We start from the raw sequence: 20,998 nt of genomic DNA on the forward strand, positions 1-20,998 counted from the left end.
CATGGTTCACTCTTAGACCGATATTTACCTCAGTATTATCTCGTAGTCTTTTTCAAAAATCAAATATGATTCCTATATAAGCTTCAATTGTTAATCCATGCCCTAAATCCAAGTTCTCATTAATGGATTTAAGCAGTGCAAGACGGCGTTGAGCTTTGTCCACAGCAGCAGAACCGCGAGTTTTTAAAGACATAGGAGATATTTCTTGAATAGTTCTATTTCAACATAGCGGAATGCCTTTCTACGTGAGATGAGTAGTTTTGTGGATTTAATTAAGAGTTAATATTGAGACTTTCTCTGTATTTTTACTAATCCATCCACCTGTATTTGCCTGTTGTTTTGGGATAAACGCAATCATTTATGTAACAGCGTCCTCCGAAATAGCAAATGTAGTCGCTGAAATAGCAAATGTAGTCGCTGAAATAGCAAATGTAGTCGCTGAAATAGCAAATGCGATCGCCGAAATAGCAAATGCGATCGCCGAAATAACAAATGCTGTCGCCAAAATAGCAAATGCGATCGCCAAAATAGCAAATGCGATCGCCAAAATAGCAAATGCGATCGCCAAAATAGCAAATGCGATCGCCAAAATAGCAAATGCGATCGCCTGTTATAGAAGAGTGAGTGCCTTAGCGTTCCGCAGGAAAGCTATCGCTTTACAAAAAACCTCAAAAATAAAGCGATCGCCAGAATGCCCTATCTCTTCACGGCAATGGATGTATAGTCACGAATCCTGAAACGTAGATAATTATTTCTCCCCTTTCCCTGACTCTTATGGCCACGAGGGGGCTTGCACAAGTGCGATAATTGGTGAAAAAATTGATCCGCGAGAGCCGAATAGGGTATTCTCGTTTCGCAAGGGACGCACGAGGAAATCAGTGAAAGTTTTAGTTGTAGGTAATGGAGGGCGCGAACACGCTCTGGCATGGAAACTGTTGCAATCTAAGCAAGTTGAGCAAGTTGTCTGTGTACCAGGGAATGGGGGAACAGCAAGTATGGAACGTTGCCAGAACTTGCCCCTAGTAGTAGATGATTTTGAAGGCATTAGCCGATATGCTCTAGAACATGGCATAACTCTAGTAGTAGTAGGGCCAGAAGTACCTCTATCTAAGGGAATCACAGATTACCTTCAAGATAAAGGATTGATGGTATTTGGTCCAGTCAGAGCGGGAGCGCAAATTGAAGCGAGTAAAGCTTGGGCAAAAGCCCTGATGCAAGAAGCAGGGATTCCGACGGCACGGGCTGCGGTATTTACGGAGGCAGGAGCAGCAAAATCTTATGTCAAGTCTCAGGGAGCGCCAATTGTCGTTAAAGCTGATGGCTTGGCAGCTGGTAAGGGTGTGATAGTAGCTGAAACAATTGCACAGGCAGAAAGTGCTGTTGATGCAATTTTTCAGGGACAATTTGGTAGTGCTGGTGAATTTGTCGTCATTGAAGAATGTTTAATTGGGCAAGAGGTATCAGTTTTAGCATTAACCGATGGGTTAACGATTCGTCCCTTGCTGCCCGCTCAAGACCATAAGCGAATTGGTGAGGGCGATACAGGCGAGAATACTGGTGGTATGGGAGCATATAGCCCAGCACCCATTGCGACACCAGAGTTGATGGCACGGATTCAAACAGAAGTCTTAGAAAGAGCGATCGCAACCTTACGAGCTAAAGGCATTGATTACCGGGGTGTGCTGTATGCTGGCTTAATGATTGCACCCGATGGCGACTTGAAGGTTTTGGAATTTAACTGTCGCTTTGGCGATCCAGAAACCCAAGTGATTTTGCCATTATTAGAAACACCCCTAGAAGAGTTACTTCTAGCCTGTGTACAACAGAGGTTAAGTGAATTACCGCCCATTGCTTGGAAAAAAGGAGCATCTGCCACTGTCGTTGCCGCTTCAGGTGGTTATCCCGGAGAATATGAGAAAGGGCAGGTTATTACTGGTATTGGCAACGCAGAGGTAACAGGAGCAACTGTATTTCATGCAGGTACAAAATTAAACCAGCAACAAGAAGTTGTGACAGATGGGGGTCGGGTATTAAATGTGACTGGAATCGGAGAAAATTTTGAGCAAGCGATCGCCCAAGCATACTCTGGGATCCAATATATTCAGTTTGAGGGCATATATTACCGGAGAGATATTGGTCATAAAGTGGTGAGTGCCAAGTAGGAAAACGAACGCTATAGTAAGCGATCGCATTGAACATATATTTGGACTTACACAAAGCTAGATGCTGTAGGGGCAATTTATGAATTGCCCATATTGGCTATTTATTATTTGCGTAAGTCCTGGAAAGATAGTATTTTGGACTGCCTGTACCACACCCTGACAAATGGTCGAATGGGGCTATTGCTGCTCGGTCGAAGGCGTGACATCGGCGGATGGAGAAACTGAAGCTTTGAGTTTTCTATGGAATGCTGGGACGATCGCCCTGCTTTACGGATTTAGAATTGCTCGGTTTCTTTTAATTAGGCGCTCTTACCCCATTTTGTCCCAATGCAGAATAGTCTCTGGGTGGGAAAAGGCTAGCTTGACCATTTACATCATACTTAAATCCTTTGACAGGAACAATTTGCTTGAACGTAATCCCTTGAGCGGGAGCGGGTGATATGCTTGCGTTTCTCCCATAAGCATCTGTATAGATTACTGAATTTGCAGAATTGCTAAATGCAAGACCAGAAAAGTGAGTTTCTATTTGAGTTGTTCCTCTAAAGGGCGATCGAGGGTCGTCCCACTCGACTTTACTACCAGCAGCTAATGTTTCTTCGCAAAGTAGAGTTGTAGAAAGAGGATGCGCTGGGTCGTAGCAGCTATTCACAGTCCTATTGATCTTCGTTGTGGTAGACGGATCATAAAAACGGGAAGGATTTGTGACCTTAAAGTAAAAGCTTTTTTCAGCAAAGCCAGTAAGCCAATATTCACTATTTCTTGTATTTACATCTGCCGTTTTTTGATCAACTGTCCCACGCTGGTAACAACCAGCAGTAGGAATGGCGCGATGGGCATCACCATAGGGTTGATTCGTAGGGGAGGGAGGAATGCCAGGATTTACCGTTGATAAGTTACACAAAGAAGTTTCAGGTTCTTTAAATTCTCCGGCAGCACCAAACAAAGCAAAATGCTTTAAATTGAAGGGTTCAAGCCCATCACATTTACCAGACGCAAACATTTCATGGGCTGTATTTACTAGCGCATCCGGCGAATGTGTACCCATGTGCAGTTTTAAGCTCACGTCACAGGATTTAATTAAACTGCTGTTGCTGGCATCGAACATCTGCCAATTGTTGGCAACAAGAACCTTATGCCCAAAGTGATCTTCATTTCTATGAACAGATGGATTAGATGGATTATTAGTTGCTAGTTGCTCATTTACATAGCCAAAAGCTGGCATCCCTGCAATATTAAATGCTTCTGAACTGAGCGGATCGTCGCCATGCTCGTGACCGTATGTACAATACGTATTTGTTTCAGGGTTGAAATCTACAGGCGGATGCCATGTGGGGTAGACTTTGCCATCCTCGCCATTGGTAAAATAAGTATCATGCATCCACTTGGGGCATTCCCATGTTTTGCCAGGAGACCACAGCCCATAGGATTTGGCTAGAATCTGGGAACTGGTTGGTAGTTGGTTTTGTGTTCGTATTGGTCTGCCAGAAATAGGAATAACAGGCGAACCTTGGTTAATATTGTTGGATTGGATTTTTTGTATCTCGTCAATTTTTTGCACTGTATCCTTCGCCCAGAAGGCAAACCAATTAAAGCGCATAGAACGGTTAGAGCCTGGAAACCTAATGACCAGGTTTTGTTTTCCTTTTGCAAGGCTCTTATTCAAAAGACACGGAACTGTACGATAGTTTGACAGAGAACCAGTGCTGTTGATGGTACAGCTTCCCACTACAGAGCCGCTAACTGAACCTAAGCGCACTTCAACGCTGTTTGTCCCAGAAGGTAAAGCGATACGTAGCATCAACGCTTCTACACCACTACCTAAGTCAAGGTTGTTGTATATTGCATAGTTACCATTGCCAGTGTTGGTTAGTTCCTGGGTTTGCTCTGTATACCCAATATCAAAAGGATTTTCGCTACGCTCCCAATAGTCTCCCCAGGCTGTATTTAGTCCAGAACGAAACGATGAGTTGAGAGCATCTACACGCTTAAATACAGGCCAAGGTGCCAGCGCGCTCGACGGAATAGTCAATGTGCTGGTAGCCGCCACAACCTTCAGTGGCTCCAAAACCGGAATATTTAATACATGATTAATGCCGGATAAACTCAGTAGTAACAGTAACGTAATAGCAGTGTGCAGAAAGAATCTGCTTAATTTATAGTTCACATCATTTATCCTCCGAAATTAAACAGCATTGCTGAATCAAAAGATAAATAAACTAGCCGCAGTTAACAGGCTGCTAGTTACTACATCTACTAATGACTCTTGAAATATGCTAGAGATAATAGATTAGAAATCTAACTAACAACCTCAGTATTTATTCGGGTTAGAAAATTTTCGAAATATGATTACTTCAAAATGTGATTACTATCACTCTTCCATTAATCTAGGCTAGGCATCTAGGCAAACGTATCTAAATATTGACGAGCCAGAATGAGATTGTAATTCACCGAGATCCTTATTAGATATGACTTTCAATAAAATAAATCTTCCTATTCTCCAATACTCTGCCAATTGACAAGGGTTCAACGCCCGTAGAAACGGGATGAATAATTGAGTGCTTGAGCAAATTCCTTGTAGAGTAAAGTAGCTTCATAAATATCTGTTTTACTATCCTGCTCAATGGTACTTTTACATAAATATTCATCAGGTATATTACCATAGTCAATCTTCTCACCAGACTGACGACGAAAGCGTTTATTGGAGTCAGGATTTTTATAAGTTATATATAATACTGAATCGTAGCGAAGCTTGGAAATTATATGGAAGTTAACTTACCGAGCCATCTGCAAGGCATTATAATTTCCAAAAATACCATTTAGTACTAAGTAATAAAGAAAAATAAACCCGTCTAAGAGGATGTTTGAAAAGTCCTGCTGTTGGTAGCAACAAGTTTTAGATCCCCCTAAATCCCCCTTAAAAAGGGACTTTGACCCGGTTATCCCCTTTTTTAAGGTGGGTTAGGGGGATCTAAAAGTGCCTAAAGTCACAGCGCAACACTTTTCAAACAACCTCTAATAGCTGGAATAATGAATGAATCAATTTATAAATTTGAAGTAATTCAGATGTGAAAATTACCTCGGCTTTATTCTTGTTCTTACTCCCTTTTGGTTGTCCACCTTTACGTTTCTCTTTGGGTCTCTTTCTCCATCGGCGATCGCTCGAATAATTGCCATCCTAGTAATACCATAGTTTGCGAGAAACGCAAGCCAAAATGCAGGAATATATTGACAACGGAGCTAAATTAGGCTGTTTAATTAATCCGAAAATGCGTCAGGTAGAAATCTATCGTCTTGGTAAACCAGTAGAAATACTAGCATCTTCACAAGAATTATCAGGAGAAGATGTTTTACCAGGATTTATTTTAAATTTGCAAATAATTTGGGGATAAAAATTTGATTTGCGATAACAACTGCATAACGGCTTACAGCAAACTGTCAATACCATAGAAACTTGTGTTGTTCATAGCATTGACGTAATACTGCTTATGGAAACCACCAGTTACTTCTATTGCTGTAAAACTGAAATCGTCCAAAACCGAGAAATTGTCCGTGGGATTTTTCACCTACCGGGAATGCTGTTACACCTAGTAAGTAGACACCAGAAAAGCTGGGATTACTCACAGGACGCAGGGCGATTGTCACTGTTTGTCCGGGAGTGACAGGCGGATCAAAATTCACAGTAACGGTTCGTGTGTCGCGTTCGTCTGTGACTGGGCCTAGTGTTAGCCGAAATTCTTTGCGCTCGCTCGTTCCGACAAAGGCGCGGGTATCATTAAGATTGTAGCGGATGTTCTCTGTTCCCTCCCTTTGTGCGATCGTTACCTTCTGAAGGGATTCTCCAGCATTTTCCGGCAGGTTGATAGTGAAATAGTAAGTTCCACCCCAAACATTCACATCTTTATAAGTAGTCGTTGCATTCACAAGTTTCGGCGGTTGGACAAAGTAGACTGTACCATCTCTAAGCTGCACCGCTTCAGTCACCGGAAGCGTTACTCCCCCAATACCAATTGCGAACGAAAGTGTTATCCCAAATAAAGTTGCAATACGCATAATTCAAATATAAAAAACCCACTCATTTCAATTTTAATTCTTTGGGAATGAGTGATTTGGGAATGATGGAAGCTTGTTTTTCCCAATCAGAAGATTTCGTGTACCACCAAGCCCAAGCAATTAAAACTGCTTGTAAGGGAAGCCTGACTACGTGTACCCAAGGTGAATTTGGTATATGTTCAACCTTGATCAGATTAACCGCCATATTAATATTGGCAGGGTAAACAGCAATAAAAAGAGCAAGAAGTCCCCAAGCAGCAGCTTGACTTACAGGCGGGACTAATAAGCCGATACCACCCAAAATTTCATAAAAGCCACTGATATAAACTAATACTAAAGGGTAAGGTAGTTGTGGCGGCACAATTTTGACATATTCTCCTGGAACAAGGAAGTGTGTTACTCCAACCACAATGATGCATATAGCAAGGATGACACGTAATATTTCCTTATACTTATTCATAGTTTTTGCCTTATTATATACTTCCCTCTATTAATTCAGTTTGGCTGACGGATGTTAATCTGCCTTGAGTCAATAGGAATAAAAACTGAAAATACTCTAATTAAATCAGAATAAATGACCTTCAAACAGAGATAAAATATTGTTTTTTAGAATTATCTCAGGCGTAAATTGACAAAATTTGTGGCAATTTGACCAGTCCAAAAACCACCGTATTTTGTGGAGCCTCTAGAGAAAGGAAGTTTTAGCGTGGGTGAATCTTTGACATATTTCATCCGAATCTGATATTTAGTTGGCTTAAAATTGTAAAAACTCAAAATTCCTCCGTACAATGCATAACCTGTAAGCTCAATACAATTTTTGTTATACCACTTGAATTTTGCATCCATCCAATGCTCCAAACTTTCCCCAGATATAATTAAAGGAATATCTGATTCTTCTACAGTTCTGGTTGCATTTCTACGGAAACTTGGTTCCATAGGCTTTCCATGTGGATTTAATATTTCTGGTACAAAATGAGGGAGCTCAAATCGATAAGTAGTTGATGAATTATTAGTAATTCTTACTCCAAATTTAATCGGTGTTTCTTCCCAAAAGATGGGAAGATTATACTTCCGTTCTGACATTAAGGTTTCAAAGTAAATTCCACCGACTTCAATTCCACTACTGTTATTTGATTTTTCAAGTGTCATACTAGCTACCCTTCATTATCTGTCACTAATTATTTATAAAAAATATGAGCGATGCTTTTAGCCGACTTGCACCCTTCATCCAAGAATATATTTATCATCATCAATGGACTGAATTACGACCAGTCCAAATTGCTGCTTGCCAAGTTATATTTGACACCGACGCTCATTTGCTAGTTACTGCTGCAACTGCTGCGGGTAAAACAGAAGCGGCCTTTCTGCCAATTTTGACTTTATTACATGCCAATCCTGCTTCAACTATAGGGGCATTATATATTAGTCCAATCAAAGCTTTAATTAACGATCAATTTGAGCGCCTCAACGACTTACTCAAAGAAGCAGATATTCCAGTTTGGCACTGGCATGGCGATGTTTCTCAAGGTCGAAAAAACAAACTTTTAAAAAACCCTCAAGGTATTCTCCAAATTACACCAGAATCTCTAGAAAGTTTGTTAATCAACAAAAATAATGACCTCCTTCGTTTATTCGGTGATTTAAGGTTTGTCATCATTGATGAGATTCACGCCTTTATGGGTTCAGAACGCGGCTGTCAAATTATTTGCCAATTACAACGTTTAGCACAGTTAACGCAAAGACAACCGCGCCGTATTGGTTTGTCGGCGACTCTTGGTGATTACTCACTAGCTGAAGATTGGTTAAGTTCAGGAACAGATAAGCCAGTGATTACACCGCAAACTGATGGGATAAAACGCCAAATTAAACTAGCTGTAGAACATTTTTATATTACTGATGAAGTAGATGAATCAGAAGCAACAGCTTATGAACAATATATTTTCAACCTCAGCAAATCTCGCAAATGTCTGATATTTGCGAATAATCGCACACGGACTGAATCTGTAATCGCATCTTTGCGACAAATTGCCACAGAACAAGGACTACCAGACATATATCATGTGCATCATGGGAGTATATCTGCTAGCTTACGGCAAGCCGCCGAGAATGCAATGCGTGAACCTAACAGTCCAGCAGTTACCGCCGCCACTCTAACTTTAGAATTAGGCATAGATATTGGTCATTTAGATCGAGTTATTCAGTTAGAATCACCCTTGTCTGTAGCTAGCTTTTTACAGCGTTTAGGACGTAGTGGCAGGAGAGGTGAAGCTGCCGATATGCGCTTTATCTGTGCTGAAGATAAACCATTATTAGAAGCTTCTCTACCAGAGCAAATACCCTGGCAGTTGTTACAGTCTATCGCTATCATTCAACTTTATTTAGAGGAACAATGGATTGAACCAATCAGACCGATTAAATATCCTTTGAGTTTGCTTTATCATCAGACAATGAGTATTTTAACAGCAACAGGAGAACTTTCACCTAGTGCTTTAGCTAAACAAATTTTTAGTCTGCCACCCTTTGCTGCTATTTCCAAAGAAGATTTCCAATTATTGATTCGCTATTTAATTGATATTGGTCATATTCAGCATACTGAACAAGGTAAATTAATCCTGGGTTTAATAGGAGAAAAGATTGTAAGAAAATTTCAGTTTTATGCTGTCTTTACTGAACAGCAAGAATATATTGTTAAGCAAGGTGCAACACAAATTGGTAGTATCGTCACACCGCCTGCGGTTGGAAATCAATTTGCTTTAGCTGGCAGAAGTTGGGAAGTTGTAGAAGTTGACTTTAAAAAGAAAGCTATTTTTGTTAAACAAGCTGAGGGTAAAGCTAGTATTTATTGGCGTGGTAGTAGTGGCACTATTCATAACAAAGTTTTGCAACGAATGCAACAGGTTCTATTTGAAAATATCGAGTATAGCTATTTGCAAAAAAATGCTTTACAACGTTTATGTCAAGTTCGCCAATTAGTGCAGCAGGTTGGATTAGATAAACAAAATATCGTGCAATTAGAAAAAGGTAAATGCTGCATTTTTCCCTGGATGGGTACAGTTGCTTATCGCACCTTAGAAAAATTACTCAATTCCTACTGTCGAGAATCATTGGAAATTACAAGTATCGGCGGATTAAATCCTTATTATTTCACAATAAAATTAGGTAAAGATAAATTTAAATATCTTTATCCCGAAATTGCTTCATTGTGTGAGCAAAGAATTAGCTCAGAATATTTACTCAGTACTTCAGAAGCACCGGAAATTCAAAAATACGATCAATTTATTCCTCATCCACTTTTACGAAAAGCTTTTGCTAGCGATTATTTAGATATGAGAGAACTCAAGCAGCAAGTGGCGCTGTGGAAAGCATAAATAGAGAATACCTCAAAATGCTCTGGCGATTTCTAATCACCGAGTATATTTGCTATTTTTTATAAAAATCATAAGTAGGTAATCCAGTAACATCAGTTTGGAGAGCAAACAAATCACCAGAGTAGAAACTTTTTTCGATCTCTGCTTGGCTTAGTCCAACTGAAGCAGTGGTAATGTAAAGGGTTTGCAAATTATCTCCGCCAAAAGTACAGCTAGTTGGCAATTGCACAGGTAGCTTTATCCTCAATATCTCTTCACCCTTGGGATTGAAACGAATCACACACCATCCATCCCACATAGCTGACCAGATATGTCCTTCACGGTCTATTGTCAACCCATCTGGATAGAAAGATTCATGAGTTAAATCAACAAAAATCCGACGATTAGTAATGGTTCCGGTTACTGAATCAAAATCGTAAGCATATATTTTTTGCTGAGGAGAATCTGTTAAGTAAAATGTCTTTTGATCGGGACTCCATCCCAAACCATTAGAAATAGTCAATCCCGTTTCCATTAAATGCAATGAACCATCAGTGTCATAGCGATAAAGGCTAGCTTGAGGTTTTTCTATAGAACACATTGAACCAAACCAGAAACGTCCTTGAGGGTCACATTTACCATCATTGAGACGGTTATCTGGTAGATTTGCTTCAATTTCCAAAATGGGGGTAACTACACCTGTCTGAGTGTTGAGGAATGCCAAGTGATGACGCAGCAACATAATCAATCTATCTGCATCTGCTGTTGCGATCGCACCTACCACGTCTCCCACATCAAAAAAGCCGTTTTCCCCCGTAGTAGGATTGAATTGATGCACTCGATGATTGTAGATATCAACCCAGTATAGTAGTTTCCCAGTAGAATCCCAGATGGGGCCTTCACCCAAACGGGCGCGGGCTTCTAGAACATTGTGGAGTGTATATTGCAACTTGTTCATTTTATCAATCAATAACACCATTTACAAAACCTAATTTCAATGGCATTGAAACAATGCGTTAAAAAATGTCTCCCTCACCAATAGGCAACAGGAAAAACTTTATTCAAATTCAAGTAAAAACTGAAGACGCGATGAATTGCGTCTTCCCCAGGTAAAAGAAAAATTCTTCCTTTTGGCTAAGTTTGAGATTCCCGACTTCGATAAAAAAGCGGGAATTTTGTTTCTAAATAGCTTGTAAAATCTCGTCATCTAAAGAAAAGTCTGCTTCTTTTGCATTAGCCAAATAATCATTTTTCAAAGAGTCTTGTAACCCTGAAATCAAATCATATTCAGGATGCCAGTTTAATTCTGTTTGCGCTTTATTCACCGAAGCAAAGAAATGCTGCACCCGCATCGGAAAAGCTTTGCGCTTGCCGAAATCAAACTTTTTCGGGTCGTAATGGACGATTTTTACAGCATCGGGTGATTTGCCAGCCGCCACAGCACTAGCACGGGCTAAACCATCAAAAGTGACAAAGCGATCGCCTGAGATATTATAAATCTGTCCTACGGCTTGTTTATTGCCTAAAACCTGAGTCATTGCTTGTGCCAAGTCTTTTACATGACCTAGCTGGGTGATATGCAAACCATTTCCGGGGATGGGAATCGGGCGATCGCGCACAATTCTGTCAAAAAACCACCCTTCCAACTCATTATAATTACGAGGCCCGTAAATATAAGTAGGACGAATGGAAGTAAAGGGCAATCCCAATTGAGTTAAATAAGCTTCTGTTTCATGCTTACCCTTATGGCGACTTTTGGGATCTACTAAATCTCCTTCGACATGGGGTAGTTGATCGGATTTGAGATACACTCCGGCAGAACTCATATACACAAAATGTTGCACTCGACCTTGAAAAATCTCTGCAAGTGGTTGAGTATCAGTAAGTTCTCGCCCATTATTGTCAAAAATGACATCAAAGCTTTCTTGTGATAACTTTGCTTTTAATTGGGTAGGGTCAGTGCGATCGCCTATAATTTGTCCTACTCCCTGTAAAGAAGGTGCTGGCCGATTTCCCCGATTGAAAAGCACCACCTCATGTCCTTGTTCCACTAGTAATTGAGTCAAATAGACACCAATGAACCGAGTACCACCCATAATTAGAATTCGCATAAATTCACCTTTTGCATATCAGTTGTCGTTACAGGAGTAGGGAGTGAGGAAGCAAGTGGGAGAGATGAAGGAGCAGAGGAATAATAATGCCCAATGCCCAATGCCCAATGCCCAATGCCCCATACCCAATCTGAGGTTATCATCCATCTGGAACCTCTAACGGAAAAATTGCGTCTTATGTGCTAATCTGGGGCGCTTCCCATTAATTAATCACAAGGGGAAACTTTTCAGTTAACGTCATCAAGTTAGCCTTTGTATCTTCCATTTATTCAAGTTAGCTGTGCCCTTGAAATATGCTCTGGTTCATGAGTGGCTGACACCTAAAGCCACCGGTGGTTCCGAACTCGTTGTCCGAGAAATTTTGAATCACATTGATGCTGATTTGTATGCTCTGATCGATTTTGAATCCAGCAATAGAGAAAGTTATTTATATAAACGTCAAATTGGCAAGACGTTTCTCCAGAACTTTCCATCTGCTCGCAACGGTATACAAAAATACTTGCCTTTGTGGCCTTTGGCAATTGAACAACTTGATTTGCGGCATTATGACGTAATTCTGTCTTCATCTCACGCTGTTGCCAAAGGAATCCTTACCACTCCCGAACAGATGCATATTTGCTACTGTCACAGCCCTATGCGCTATGCCTGGGACTTGACCTTTGATTATCTTCGCTACAGCAAACTGGGTAGTGGCTTACCTGGGTGGGTGACGCGATATTTATTACATCGTTTGCGCCAGTGGGATGTATTGAGTGCCAATCGCGTTGATTACTTCATTGCTAACTCGCAACATACGGCTCGGCGGATTTGGCGTTGCTATCGGCGAGAAGCAACAGTCATTTATCCACCAGTGAATATCGCGGAATTTCCATTTCTGTCTGAGAAAGACGACTTCTACCTGACAGTTTCCCGCTTAGTGAGTTACAAGCAAATATCGTTGATTGTCAAGGCTTTTAATCAACTAAAACGACCATTAGTAGTCATTGGTACAGGAGATGAAATGAATAAGATTCGCGAGATGGCAAACTCTAATATCCAAATACTGGGATGGCAACCCGATAATGTGGTAAAAAAATATATGTCTAGGGCTAAGGCCTTTGTGTATGCAGCTTGTGAAGATTTTGGGATTGCCCTAGTGGAAGCACAAGCCTGTGGTACACCAGTAATTGCCTACGGTGCAGGAGGGGCTCTCGAAACAGTGCGAGATATCCGCTCTTGTGTAGATACAGGGACAGGTATATTCTTCAAGACGCAAACAGAGGCGGCTTTAGTGGAGGCAGTAGAAAAGTTTGAAGTGTATGAGGGTTCGTTCAGTTCCGAGTATATGCGATCGCACGCCGCGCAGTTCTCACCGCAAATCTTTGCAGATCGTTATCTAAATTTTGTAAACAAGTGCAACGAAAAAGACCGTTTTCGGAATGATGGTCTTGGTTAATGTCTTATTTTTTTAGGCTTTTGGCAATTTCCCTCCAGAAGCACATCATTTTGGCTTTAATATTGGGACTATGTGTGGTGTGGATTATTAAGGAGTATGATGACTGCCCAGAGCTCACTCCTCTCCGGCAAGCGAGGCGTACGGCAAGACACTAGAGCGTCTACGCGTACTTTCTTAAAACGCGGTCAAAAAACGAAGACGCCAAAAGTTAAACCCAAAGGTTTATCTTTTCAGGGTTTAAACGGAGAGTTTGCCAAACGACTGTTCGATATAGTGTTTTCGCTGTCGGTATTGATTTTGTTCTTCCCCGTCTACTTAATTTTGGCCTTGCTGATTGCCTTCAGCTCAGAAGGCCCAATATTTTATATCCAGGAACGGGTAGGAAAAAATTACAAAGCGTTTAATTGTATTAAATTCCGAACAATGGTAAGCAATGCGGACGAAATACTCATGCAGATGATGGAAACATCGCCCGAGTTGCGACAAGAATTTGAAAGCAGTTTTAAGCTGAAACAAGACCCCCGGATTACCAAAATTGGTCAATTTTTGCGAATTACTAGCTTAGACGAATTTCCCCAGTTCTGGAATGTTTTAAAAGGGGACATGAGTGTAGTCGGCCCTCGGCCCTTAGTAGCAGAAGAACTACCAAAATACGGTTGTCACATTGATGAGATTTTAACAATCCGTCCAGGAATTACTGGTTTGTGGCAGGTATCTGGGCGTAATGACATTCCCTATCCTCGGCGAGTCCAAATAGACCTGCATTATGTCAAATTTAGAAATTTCTGGCTTGATTTATGGATCATCTTGAAAACTGTTGATGTAGTTATTCTACCCAAAAATAACGGGGCATACTGAGTCAATATTTAGGGGCGATTCTGTGGGGCAGTTAATGCCCCTAAAATTCTAATTTCAAATACCTATTTTATTCAGTCTTCACAAAACCAGACATATATGAAATTTTGACAAAAAAATAACGTACACAAAAAGAATCTTGATATATCTGGTAAAAGAAAAATATACATACTTAAAAAACCTTGGTCTATCTAAGGTTTAACTTAAGTGTTAAATTATTTTTATTAAGTATATTTATTTACGGGAAAAAGTCTCATAACAACAAGAACTCGTAGGTTTCCCGTTAGGCAATTTAGCGATTAACTGCTAGGTTGTATCAGATTAGCTGTAACTTTTTAATACACATAAGGGATAATTGAGCATGACGCAACAGAAGCGAGCGTTGATTACTGGTATCACTGGTCAAGATGGTTCATATCTAAGTGAGTTTTTACTGGAACAAGGTTATGAGGTTCATGGCATCATTCGCCGGACTTCTACCTTCAACACAGACCGCATCGATCACATTTACGAAGACCCTCACAAACAGGGAGTGCGGTTGTTTCTTCACTATGGTGACTTGACAGATGGTACGACGTTGCGACGTATTTTAGAAGAAGTCAAACCAGTAGAAATTTACAACCTCGGCGCTCAATCCCATGTAAGAGTAAGCTTTGATTCACCAGAATATACAGTGGATGCTGTAGGAATGGGGACGCTGCGTCTGTTGGAAGCAATTCGAGACTACCAACACCGGACTGGAATTCAGGTGCGATTTTACCAGGCGGGTTCTTCCGAAATGTATGGTTTAGTACAAGCAATACCCCAAAGTGAGACAACGCCCTTTTATCCCCGCAGTCCTTACGCCTGTGCAAAAGTTTACGCCCACTGGCAAACTGTAAATTATCGTGAGTCTTACGATTTGTTTGCTTGCAACGGTATACTTTTTAACCACGAATCACCAAGACGTGGTGAAACCTTTGTAACCCGCAAAATTACTAGAGCAGTTGCTGGTATAGTTGCTGGTAAGCAGAAAAAGATTTACATGGGTAATCTAGACTCTAAGCGAGATTGGGGCTACGCGAAGGATTACGTGAAAGCAATGTGGTTGATGTTACAGCAAGACAAGCCAGACGATTATGTAATTGCTACTGGTGAAACCCATTCAGTGCGAGAATTTTTGGAACTAGCATTTAGTTACGTAAATCTCAATTGGCAAGATTATGTAGAGTTTGATGAGCGTTACCTCCGTCCATCTGAGGTAGATTTGTTGATTGGCGATGCTACGAAAGCACGCCAGAATTTGGGCTGGAAAACATCAGTAACCTTTGAAGAATTAGTTTCCTTAATGGTAGAAGCAGACTTACAAGCATTGGGTCACACTTCACCCAATGGAAAAGGTTCGCAATTTCCATTGGATATTGCCACTGTTCGTCAAGAACTCGGCGCTTTGCACTTCTGATTTGCACCACAGAGGATAAAAATATGACCGCCTTAGAACTAAAAAATCAACGAATTCTCGTCACTGGTGGGTCGGGGTTTCTAGGTCGTCAGGTGATAGATCAACTGTGTAAAGCAGGGGCTGATCGTGAGAAGATTACAATAGTGCGATCGCGCGATTGTGATCTACGTGTCTGGGAAAATAGCCAACGGGCAGTTGACCAGCAAGACATCATTATCCACTTAGCAGCTCATGTGGGTGGCATCGGTCTAAACCGCGAAAAACCCGCAGAGTTGTTCTACGATAACTTGATCATGGGTACGCACCTAATTCACGCTGCCTATCAAGCTGGAGTAGAAAAATTTGTTTGTGTTGGCACTATCTGCGCCTATCCTAAATTTACCCCAGTGCCATTTAAAGAAGACGATCTTTGGAATGGCTACCCAGAAGAAACCAACGCCCCCTACGGAATTGCGAAAAAAGCGCTTTTAGTCCAATTGCAATCTTACCGCCAGCAGTACGGTTTTAATGGAATTTACCTACTGCCAGTGAATTTATATGGCCCAGAAGATAACTTTGACCCCGGAAGTTCCCACGTTATTCCAGCGTTAATTCGCAAAGTTCACGAAGCCCAAATTCAAGGAGAAAAGCAACTCCCAGTTTGGGGTGATGGCAGTCCTACCCGCGAGTTTCTGTATTCAGAAGATGCAGCGCGGGGGATTGTTATGGGGACTCAATTCTATAACGAATCGGAACCAGTTAACTTGGGAACGGGTTATGAAATCTCCATTCTTGATTTAATAACTCTAATCTGTGAATTGATGGAGTTTAAGGGTGAAATTGTTTGGCAAACTGACAAGCCTAATGGTCAACCCCGTCGTTGTTTGGATACTGAACGGGCAAAGCAAGCCTTTGATTTCACTGCTCAGGTGGGCTTTCAGGAAGGGTTAAAGAATACCATTGAGTGGTATCGTCAACACGCCGCATAACAATGTATTAGTGAATGTAGGGTGTTATAAGCTGGGCGATGCCCAGCTTATTTGTTTGAGGCTATAAATTTTCATGGACAAAGTTAATCATCAACTAAATAAAGCAAAACTACGCCGCACTCTACTCAAAACACGCCAATCAATGTCTGTTGGAGAATGGAGAGAAAAAAGCGATCGCGTATGCTTTCATTTACAAAACTCTATTTTATTTACTCAAGCAAAAACAATACTTGCGTATTTTAGCTTTCGCCAAGAACCTGACCTCAGTCCACTATTTGCAAACACCAAATACCGTTGGGGATTTCCTCGCTGCGTTGATAAATCCTTGTGTTGGCATATTTGGACACCTAAAGATTCTATTCAAAGTGGCGCTTATGGCATTATTGAACCGCACTCTGACGCTCCAATCTTAGATGCTGCCGAAGTAGATTTAATTCTCGTCCCCAGTGTAGCTTGCGACTATCAAGGATATCGCCTGGGCTATGGTGGCGGATATTATGATCGCTTGCTCAGTTTACCGCAGTGGCAGACAAAACCGACTATCGGAATTGTCTTTGATTTCGCCTATTTGTCCCAAATACCTATTGAATCCTGGGATAAACCACTACAAGCTGTTTCTACGGAAACCGGATTGACTCGGAAAGACTAAGGGTTCAGGATAATGAGGACATATTATCAAATGTTTTATGACTAATCCAACGTCATCTACCACTGAGCAGGAAGCAATAATCGACGAGATAATAGCAACTAGCCTCCAAGCTCAACAAAAAACAGGCCCAGACCTCCGCCAAATTCATAGCAAAAGTCATGGACTCCTTGGAGGAGAGTTTATTATTGAACCCAATCTTCCTGAAGACTTGAGAGTAGGTTTGTTCAAAAAGCCCCAAACCTATCCTGCGTGGATTCGTTTCTCTAGTGGTGGTTCTCCTGAAAAGCGTGGTAAATTCCACTCCGATAGCCAGCCGGATGTTCGCGGTATCGCCATCAAGGTGATGAATGTAGACGGGCAAAAAGTGCTGGATGATGAAGAAAAAACTCAAGATTTTATACTCAACAATTATCCTATTTTCTTGACCAAAGATGTTCGTGATTACGCCGATCTTTCGAGAGCAGGTAGTGGACAACTTAGCCCAGAGCGCATCCAGGAACTTGGTTATGCCTTTGCAATCTTGCAAAAGATTGGCGGACAGAAAGTAGGAAATCCGCTCTTAATTCAATATTGGAGTATGGCTCCATTTAAGTTTGGGAATCGCATTGTCAAATTATCTGTCAAATCTCAACAGCCTGAACAATCACCCGAAAAACTTCCCGAATCAGAAAATTACCTCCGGGAAGCAATAGTCAAATATTTGACTGAAGAAGGTAAAGAAGTATCTTTTGACTTCTTTATTCAGTTTTATGTAGATGATGAAAAAACGCCCATTGAAGACCATGTTAAAGAATGGCAAGAAGCAGATTCACCGTTTGTTAAAGTTGCAACTGTTCGCATTTTTAGTCAGAAATTTGATTTTGAAGAACGCAAACGCTTGGATGAGGGGATGTTGTTTTCCCCTTGGCATACACTGCTAGAGCATGAGCCTGTTGGAAGTGTGAATCTCTCTCGCAAGAGGCTTTACAGCGAACTTGCAAAGTATCGACGAGAACAAATTGCCCAACGTTTGCTGGAACCACAACCTTATGTAGCGGTTGAAGATTAACCACTGTGAATTGGCTTAAAATTGTAGGATGATAGGCTATAAGCCTACTTGATTAGATACGACTTTTGGTATTGCTGATTTGATGTATCAAAGTTATAAGTTTTGCAACAAAAACTCTTGTAGAGACGTAAAGTTTTACGTCTCTACATCTATCTATATGGATTTAGATACCGAACTTGTTAAAGAAGTCCGGTATCTTGAATCGCTTTAACCACATTTTTGATAATAAGTTACGATAAAAATAATCAAATTATCAAGTAAAGCCATGTCTGATTCAGTTCAATATGTCACTAACGCACAGGGAAATAAAGTTGGAGTACTGTTAGATTTAGAAACTTACCAACAGCTAGCTAATATATCTATAGATTCCGAATTATTGATTGGTTTAAGCCTAGATGAATTGCAAGCTTTGCGGATAGCTCTTTATTTACCAAATCCCAGATACAATTACAAGAGTTGCTAGTTAAGAATTCTGAAAATCATTTGTCAGATGAAGAAACTGAGATTTTAGACAGATTATTGGCTCAAGTTGACCAATTAAATATTATTAAAACTAGAGCTAGATATACATTACACTTTTTTCAAAATAAACAGAAAGTAGCGTGAGTGCTTATATTCCTGTTGAATTAAAAAATAAAATTCGCAGCCATTTTGCTAATTTGTGTGCTTACTGTTGCACTGCTGAAGCTTTAACAGTCACTACTTTTGAATTTGAGCATATCATTCCCTTATAATCTGGCGGAAAAACTGTGTTTGAAAATCTTTGCTTGGCTTACCCTTGTTGTAATCGTTATAAAGCAACTCGTCAAACAGCAATTGACCCTAACACTCAGAATGAGGTTAAATTATTTAATCCGCAACAGCAATTGTGGACAGACCATTTTACTTGGAGTGAAGATACTACAGAAATTGTAGGGCTTACAATCATTGGGAAAGCAACAATTTCTAGTTGAAAAATGAATCGTCTGCAATTGACTCGTGTGCGGAAAATGTGGGTGAAAATGGGTGAACATCCACCAAATATTTGAGCAAGTAAAAAATAAATAAAGCAAGTTGTAGGGTTATCAACAAAATTGTAAGAAATATTTACAAGACTCAGAAAATTATTAATCAAATGCTGAACTGGAAAAAATCACGATCGCAAAATCTGTTAATGTATGCGCTATTGGGAGCGATCGCACTGGTGATGCTCTTTCCTTTACTGTGGCTAATTAGCACAGCCTTAAAATCGCCAACGGAAAATATCTTACAGTCGCCGCCACAGCTATTGCCAGCGTCACCGACACTAGATAATTTCTTTAGTGTGTGGAACTCTCTACCTTTTGGGCAATACCTGTATAACAGCACTTTGGTATCAGTGCTAACGGTTGGCTTAAATCTACTGTTTTGCGCTTTAGCTGCCTATCCCTTGGCAAGATTGTCATTTGTGGGGCGAGACTGGATTTTTGTGGCGATTGTCTCGACGATTATGATTCCTTTCCAAATCGTGATGATTCCCCTCTATATTTTGACAGTCCAGTTGGGTTTGAGAAATAGTTATTTAGGGATGATTTTTCCGAGTTTAGCTTCTGCCTTTGGCATTTTTCTGTTGCGCCAAGCTTTCATGAGTGTCCCCAAAGAGATAGAAGAAGCCGCCCGAATGGATGGCAGTTCGGAGTTAGGTTTGTGGTGGCATGTGATGTTACCAGCAGTTCGCCCAGCATTAGTAACTTTAGCTATTTTCGTATTCATTGGTGCTTGGAGTGACTTTTTGTGGCCTTTAATTGTCATCCAAGACGAAAATTTATATACTCTTCCTTTGGGAGTCGCAAAGCTAGCAGGGACATTTTCTCTTGACTGGCGGTTAGTAGCTGCTGGCTCAGTAATTGCGATCGCTCCAGTATTATTACTATTTTTATTTTTACAACGTTACATTGTACCCACAGAAACGGGTAGCGGTGTTAAGGGTTGAATAAGAAATGGAGATAAGGGAACACTGAGAAAAACTAATGAAAAATGACTAATGACTAATGACTAATGACTAATGACAAATTCAATAAGCACCAGTTTTTTTCAATACTACCGAGATAGTTTTAATAATCAGACTCAGGTCATAACTTACAGACCACTTGCGTTGATAATCTATATCCATTTTGACGATGGTTTCAAAGTCTGTAATACTCGAACGACCATTAGCTTGCCATTCTCCGGTAATGCCTGGTTTGACTCGTAATCTCTCCCAGTGATGTGGGTCGTAATTGCTGACTTCATCAGGAGTGGGTGGACGAGTCCCAACTAAACTCATGTCCCCTACCAAAACATTCCAAAATTGGGGAAATTCATCTAAACTGGTACGCCGCAAAAATTTACCTATAGGAGTAATGCGAGGATCATCAACAGATTTAAAGATGTGACCTTTAGCTTGATTTTTAACCAAATGCTTGACTTGATCAGCATCTACGATCATGGAGCGGAATTTCCAGATGCGAAAAGTTTTTCCATTCAAACCACAGCGAATTTGAGAATAAAATATTGGACTTGGCTCATAAATAAAGGTAGCAATCGCTACAGGGATTGCTACCAGAAACGTGATTATTAGCCCTACAATGGCTCCAACAATGTCAATTAACCGTTTTCTTACGCTTAAAGTTGAAGGGTGTAAAGGCTGTTGCGAACAATTAACTGAATAAAGAGAAAGATTATTCACAAGGTCTAACTTAATTTTATAATACGAATTTTGGCATTAGTGGTGTAGACGTGGAGATGATTGATAGACAATTTTTACTACTCTTGTCTTTACCACCGAGTGTTAATATACACAAATTTTAAACAATATAAAAACCGAAAACCCAAAGTTTACAGAATCTTCCAATTGAAGTCAGAGATTGTAAATTTACAGTATTTCTATGCATCAAATTAAAACAGCTATTGTTAATGTTACACATCAAAAAAC

20 protein-coding genes and 3 pseudogenes are annotated in these 20,998 nt (G+C 40.5%); 12 read left to right on the forward strand and 11 right to left on the reverse strand.

Going from position 1 to position 20,998, the window contains the following annotated elements; all coding sequences use genetic code 11:
• Positions 1-52: 52 nt before the first annotated feature.
• Both G1O98_RS11180 and G1O98_RS11185 read right to left on the reverse strand, forming a co-directional pair.
• Positions 53-193 carry a hypothetical protein gene (locus tag G1O98_RS11180; RefSeq protein WP_163928887.1) on the reverse strand — a complete coding sequence of 47 codons (141 nt, stop codon included), beginning with the start codon at positions 191-193 and terminating at the stop codon, positions 53-55.
• A gap of 165 nt (positions 194-358) precedes the next feature.
• Positions 359-589: a hypothetical protein gene (locus G1O98_RS11185; RefSeq protein ID WP_175586630.1), complete on the reverse strand. Its 231-nt coding sequence runs from the start codon at positions 587-589 to the stop codon at positions 359-361.
• 289 nt (positions 590-878) lie between these two features.
• On the opposite strand from G1O98_RS11185, the gene purD reads away from it, so the two are divergent.
• Positions 879-2,162: a phosphoribosylamine--glycine ligase gene (gene purD, locus G1O98_RS11190; RefSeq protein ID WP_163928888.1), complete on the forward strand. Its 1,284-nt coding sequence runs from the start codon at positions 879-881 to the stop codon at positions 2,160-2,162.
• Positions 2,163-2,457: 295 nt separating this feature from the next.
• On the opposite strand, the gene G1O98_RS11195 is transcribed toward purD, so the two are convergent.
• From G1O98_RS11195 to G1O98_RS39860, 3 genes and pseudogenes are all read right to left on the reverse strand, one after another.
• On the reverse strand, positions 2,458-4,326 hold the full coding sequence (locus G1O98_RS11195; protein ID WP_163928889.1) for a carbohydrate-binding protein: 1,869 nt from the start codon (positions 4,324-4,326) through the stop codon (positions 2,458-2,460).
• Positions 4,327-4,712: 386 nt separating this feature from the next.
• Positions 4,713-5,018, reverse strand: a pseudogene (locus tag G1O98_RS39855) (transposase); the annotation flags it as partial.
• Between the two features lie 157 nt (positions 5,019-5,175).
• A pseudogene (locus tag G1O98_RS39860) lies at positions 5,176-5,301 on the reverse strand (IS4 family transposase); the annotation flags it as partial.
• A gap of 49 nt (positions 5,302-5,350) precedes the next feature.
• Between G1O98_RS39860 and G1O98_RS11200 the strand changes: the two are divergent.
• A pseudogene (locus G1O98_RS11200) lies at positions 5,351-5,551 on the forward strand (Uma2 family endonuclease); the annotation flags it as partial.
• 94 nt (positions 5,552-5,645) lie between these two features.
• Here G1O98_RS11200 and G1O98_RS11205 read toward each other — a convergent pair.
• From G1O98_RS11205 to G1O98_RS11215, 3 genes are all read right to left on the reverse strand, one after another.
• Positions 5,646-6,212 carry a DUF2808 domain-containing protein gene (locus G1O98_RS11205; protein ID WP_163928890.1) on the reverse strand — a complete coding sequence of 189 codons (567 nt, stop codon included), beginning with the start codon at positions 6,210-6,212 and terminating at the stop codon, positions 5,646-5,648.
• Positions 6,213-6,234: 22 nt separating this feature from the next.
• On the reverse strand, positions 6,235-6,672 hold the full coding sequence (locus tag G1O98_RS11210) for a DoxX family protein (RefSeq protein WP_163928891.1): 438 nt from the start codon (positions 6,670-6,672) through the stop codon (positions 6,235-6,237).
• Between the two features lie 152 nt (positions 6,673-6,824).
• Positions 6,825-7,361 (reverse strand): hypothetical protein, encoded by a 537-nt coding sequence (locus tag G1O98_RS11215; RefSeq protein WP_163928892.1) that lies wholly within the window; start codon positions 7,359-7,361, stop codon positions 6,825-6,827.
• A gap of 44 nt (positions 7,362-7,405) precedes the next feature.
• Here G1O98_RS11215 and G1O98_RS11220 point away from each other — a divergent pair, with 44 nt between their 5' ends.
• Positions 7,406-9,580 (forward strand): DEAD/DEAH box helicase, encoded by a 2,175-nt coding sequence (locus G1O98_RS11220; protein ID WP_163928893.1) that lies wholly within the window; start codon positions 7,406-7,408, stop codon positions 9,578-9,580.
• 52 nt (positions 9,581-9,632) lie between these two features.
• Here the strand turns inward: G1O98_RS11220 and G1O98_RS11225 are convergent, their stop codons facing one another.
• Positions 9,633-10,538 carry an SMP-30/gluconolactonase/LRE family protein gene (locus tag G1O98_RS11225; protein ID WP_163928894.1) on the reverse strand — a complete coding sequence of 302 codons (906 nt, stop codon included), beginning with the start codon at positions 10,536-10,538 and terminating at the stop codon, positions 9,633-9,635.
• A gap of 202 nt (positions 10,539-10,740) precedes the next feature.
• Complete coding sequence (locus tag G1O98_RS11230) at positions 10,741-11,670, reverse strand: NAD-dependent epimerase/dehydratase family protein (protein ID WP_163928895.1); 930 nt, start codon at positions 11,668-11,670, stop codon at positions 10,741-10,743.
• A 280-nt stretch (positions 11,671-11,950) separates the two neighbouring features.
• Here G1O98_RS11230 and G1O98_RS11235 point away from each other — a divergent pair, with 280 nt between their 5' ends.
• The 9 genes from G1O98_RS11235 to G1O98_RS11275 all read left to right on the forward strand — a co-directional run bounded on the left by G1O98_RS11235 (position 11,951) and on the right by G1O98_RS11275 (position 20,017).
• The gene (locus G1O98_RS11235) at positions 11,951-13,105 is read left to right on the forward strand and encodes a glycosyltransferase (RefSeq protein WP_163928896.1); all 1,155 of its coding nucleotides are present in this window, start codon (positions 11,951-11,953) and stop codon (positions 13,103-13,105) included.
• Positions 13,106-13,204: 99 nt separating this feature from the next.
• Positions 13,205-13,963, forward strand: a complete 759-nt coding sequence (locus G1O98_RS11240; protein ID WP_163928916.1) for a sugar transferase — start codon at positions 13,205-13,207, stop codon at positions 13,961-13,963.
• A 358-nt stretch (positions 13,964-14,321) separates the two neighbouring features.
• A complete protein-coding gene (gene gmd / locus G1O98_RS11245) occupies positions 14,322-15,401 on the forward strand; it encodes a GDP-mannose 4,6-dehydratase (protein WP_163928897.1) in 1,080 nt (359 codons plus the stop codon).
• 23 nt (positions 15,402-15,424) lie between these two features.
• Positions 15,425-16,369: a GDP-L-fucose synthase gene (locus G1O98_RS11250; RefSeq protein WP_163928898.1), complete on the forward strand. Its 945-nt coding sequence runs from the start codon at positions 15,425-15,427 to the stop codon at positions 16,367-16,369.
• Between the two features lie 73 nt (positions 16,370-16,442).
• Entirely contained in the window at positions 16,443-17,018 is a 576-nt protein-coding gene (locus G1O98_RS11255) for a 5-formyltetrahydrofolate cyclo-ligase (protein ID WP_163928899.1), read from the forward strand.
• Between the two features lie 37 nt (positions 17,019-17,055).
• Entirely contained in the window at positions 17,056-18,066 is a 1,011-nt protein-coding gene (locus tag G1O98_RS11260) for a catalase family protein (RefSeq protein WP_163928900.1), read from the forward strand.
• A 265-nt stretch (positions 18,067-18,331) separates the two neighbouring features.
• Positions 18,332-18,529, forward strand: coding sequence for a hypothetical protein (locus tag G1O98_RS39865; RefSeq protein ID WP_228057982.1), 198 nt, complete (start codon positions 18,332-18,334; stop codon positions 18,527-18,529).
• A 286-nt stretch (positions 18,530-18,815) separates the two neighbouring features.
• The gene (locus G1O98_RS39870) at positions 18,816-19,019 is read left to right on the forward strand and encodes a hypothetical protein (RefSeq protein ID WP_228057981.1); all 204 of its coding nucleotides are present in this window, start codon (positions 18,816-18,818) and stop codon (positions 19,017-19,019) included.
• A gap of 161 nt (positions 19,020-19,180) precedes the next feature.
• Positions 19,181-20,017, forward strand: coding sequence for a carbohydrate ABC transporter permease (locus G1O98_RS11275; protein ID WP_163928901.1), 837 nt, complete (start codon positions 19,181-19,183; stop codon positions 20,015-20,017).
• Between the two features lie 81 nt (positions 20,018-20,098).
• On the opposite strand, the gene G1O98_RS11280 is transcribed toward G1O98_RS11275, so the two are convergent.
• On the reverse strand, positions 20,099-20,752 hold the full coding sequence (locus G1O98_RS11280) for a sugar transferase (protein WP_193867245.1): 654 nt from the start codon (positions 20,750-20,752) through the stop codon (positions 20,099-20,101).
• Positions 20,753-20,998 lie beyond the last annotated feature (246 nt).

Origin of the sequence: Nostoc sp. UIC 10630 (genome assembly GCF_010747425.1) — a bacterium.
GTDB lineage: Bacteria > Cyanobacteriota > Cyanobacteriia > Cyanobacteriales > Nostocaceae > Nostoc.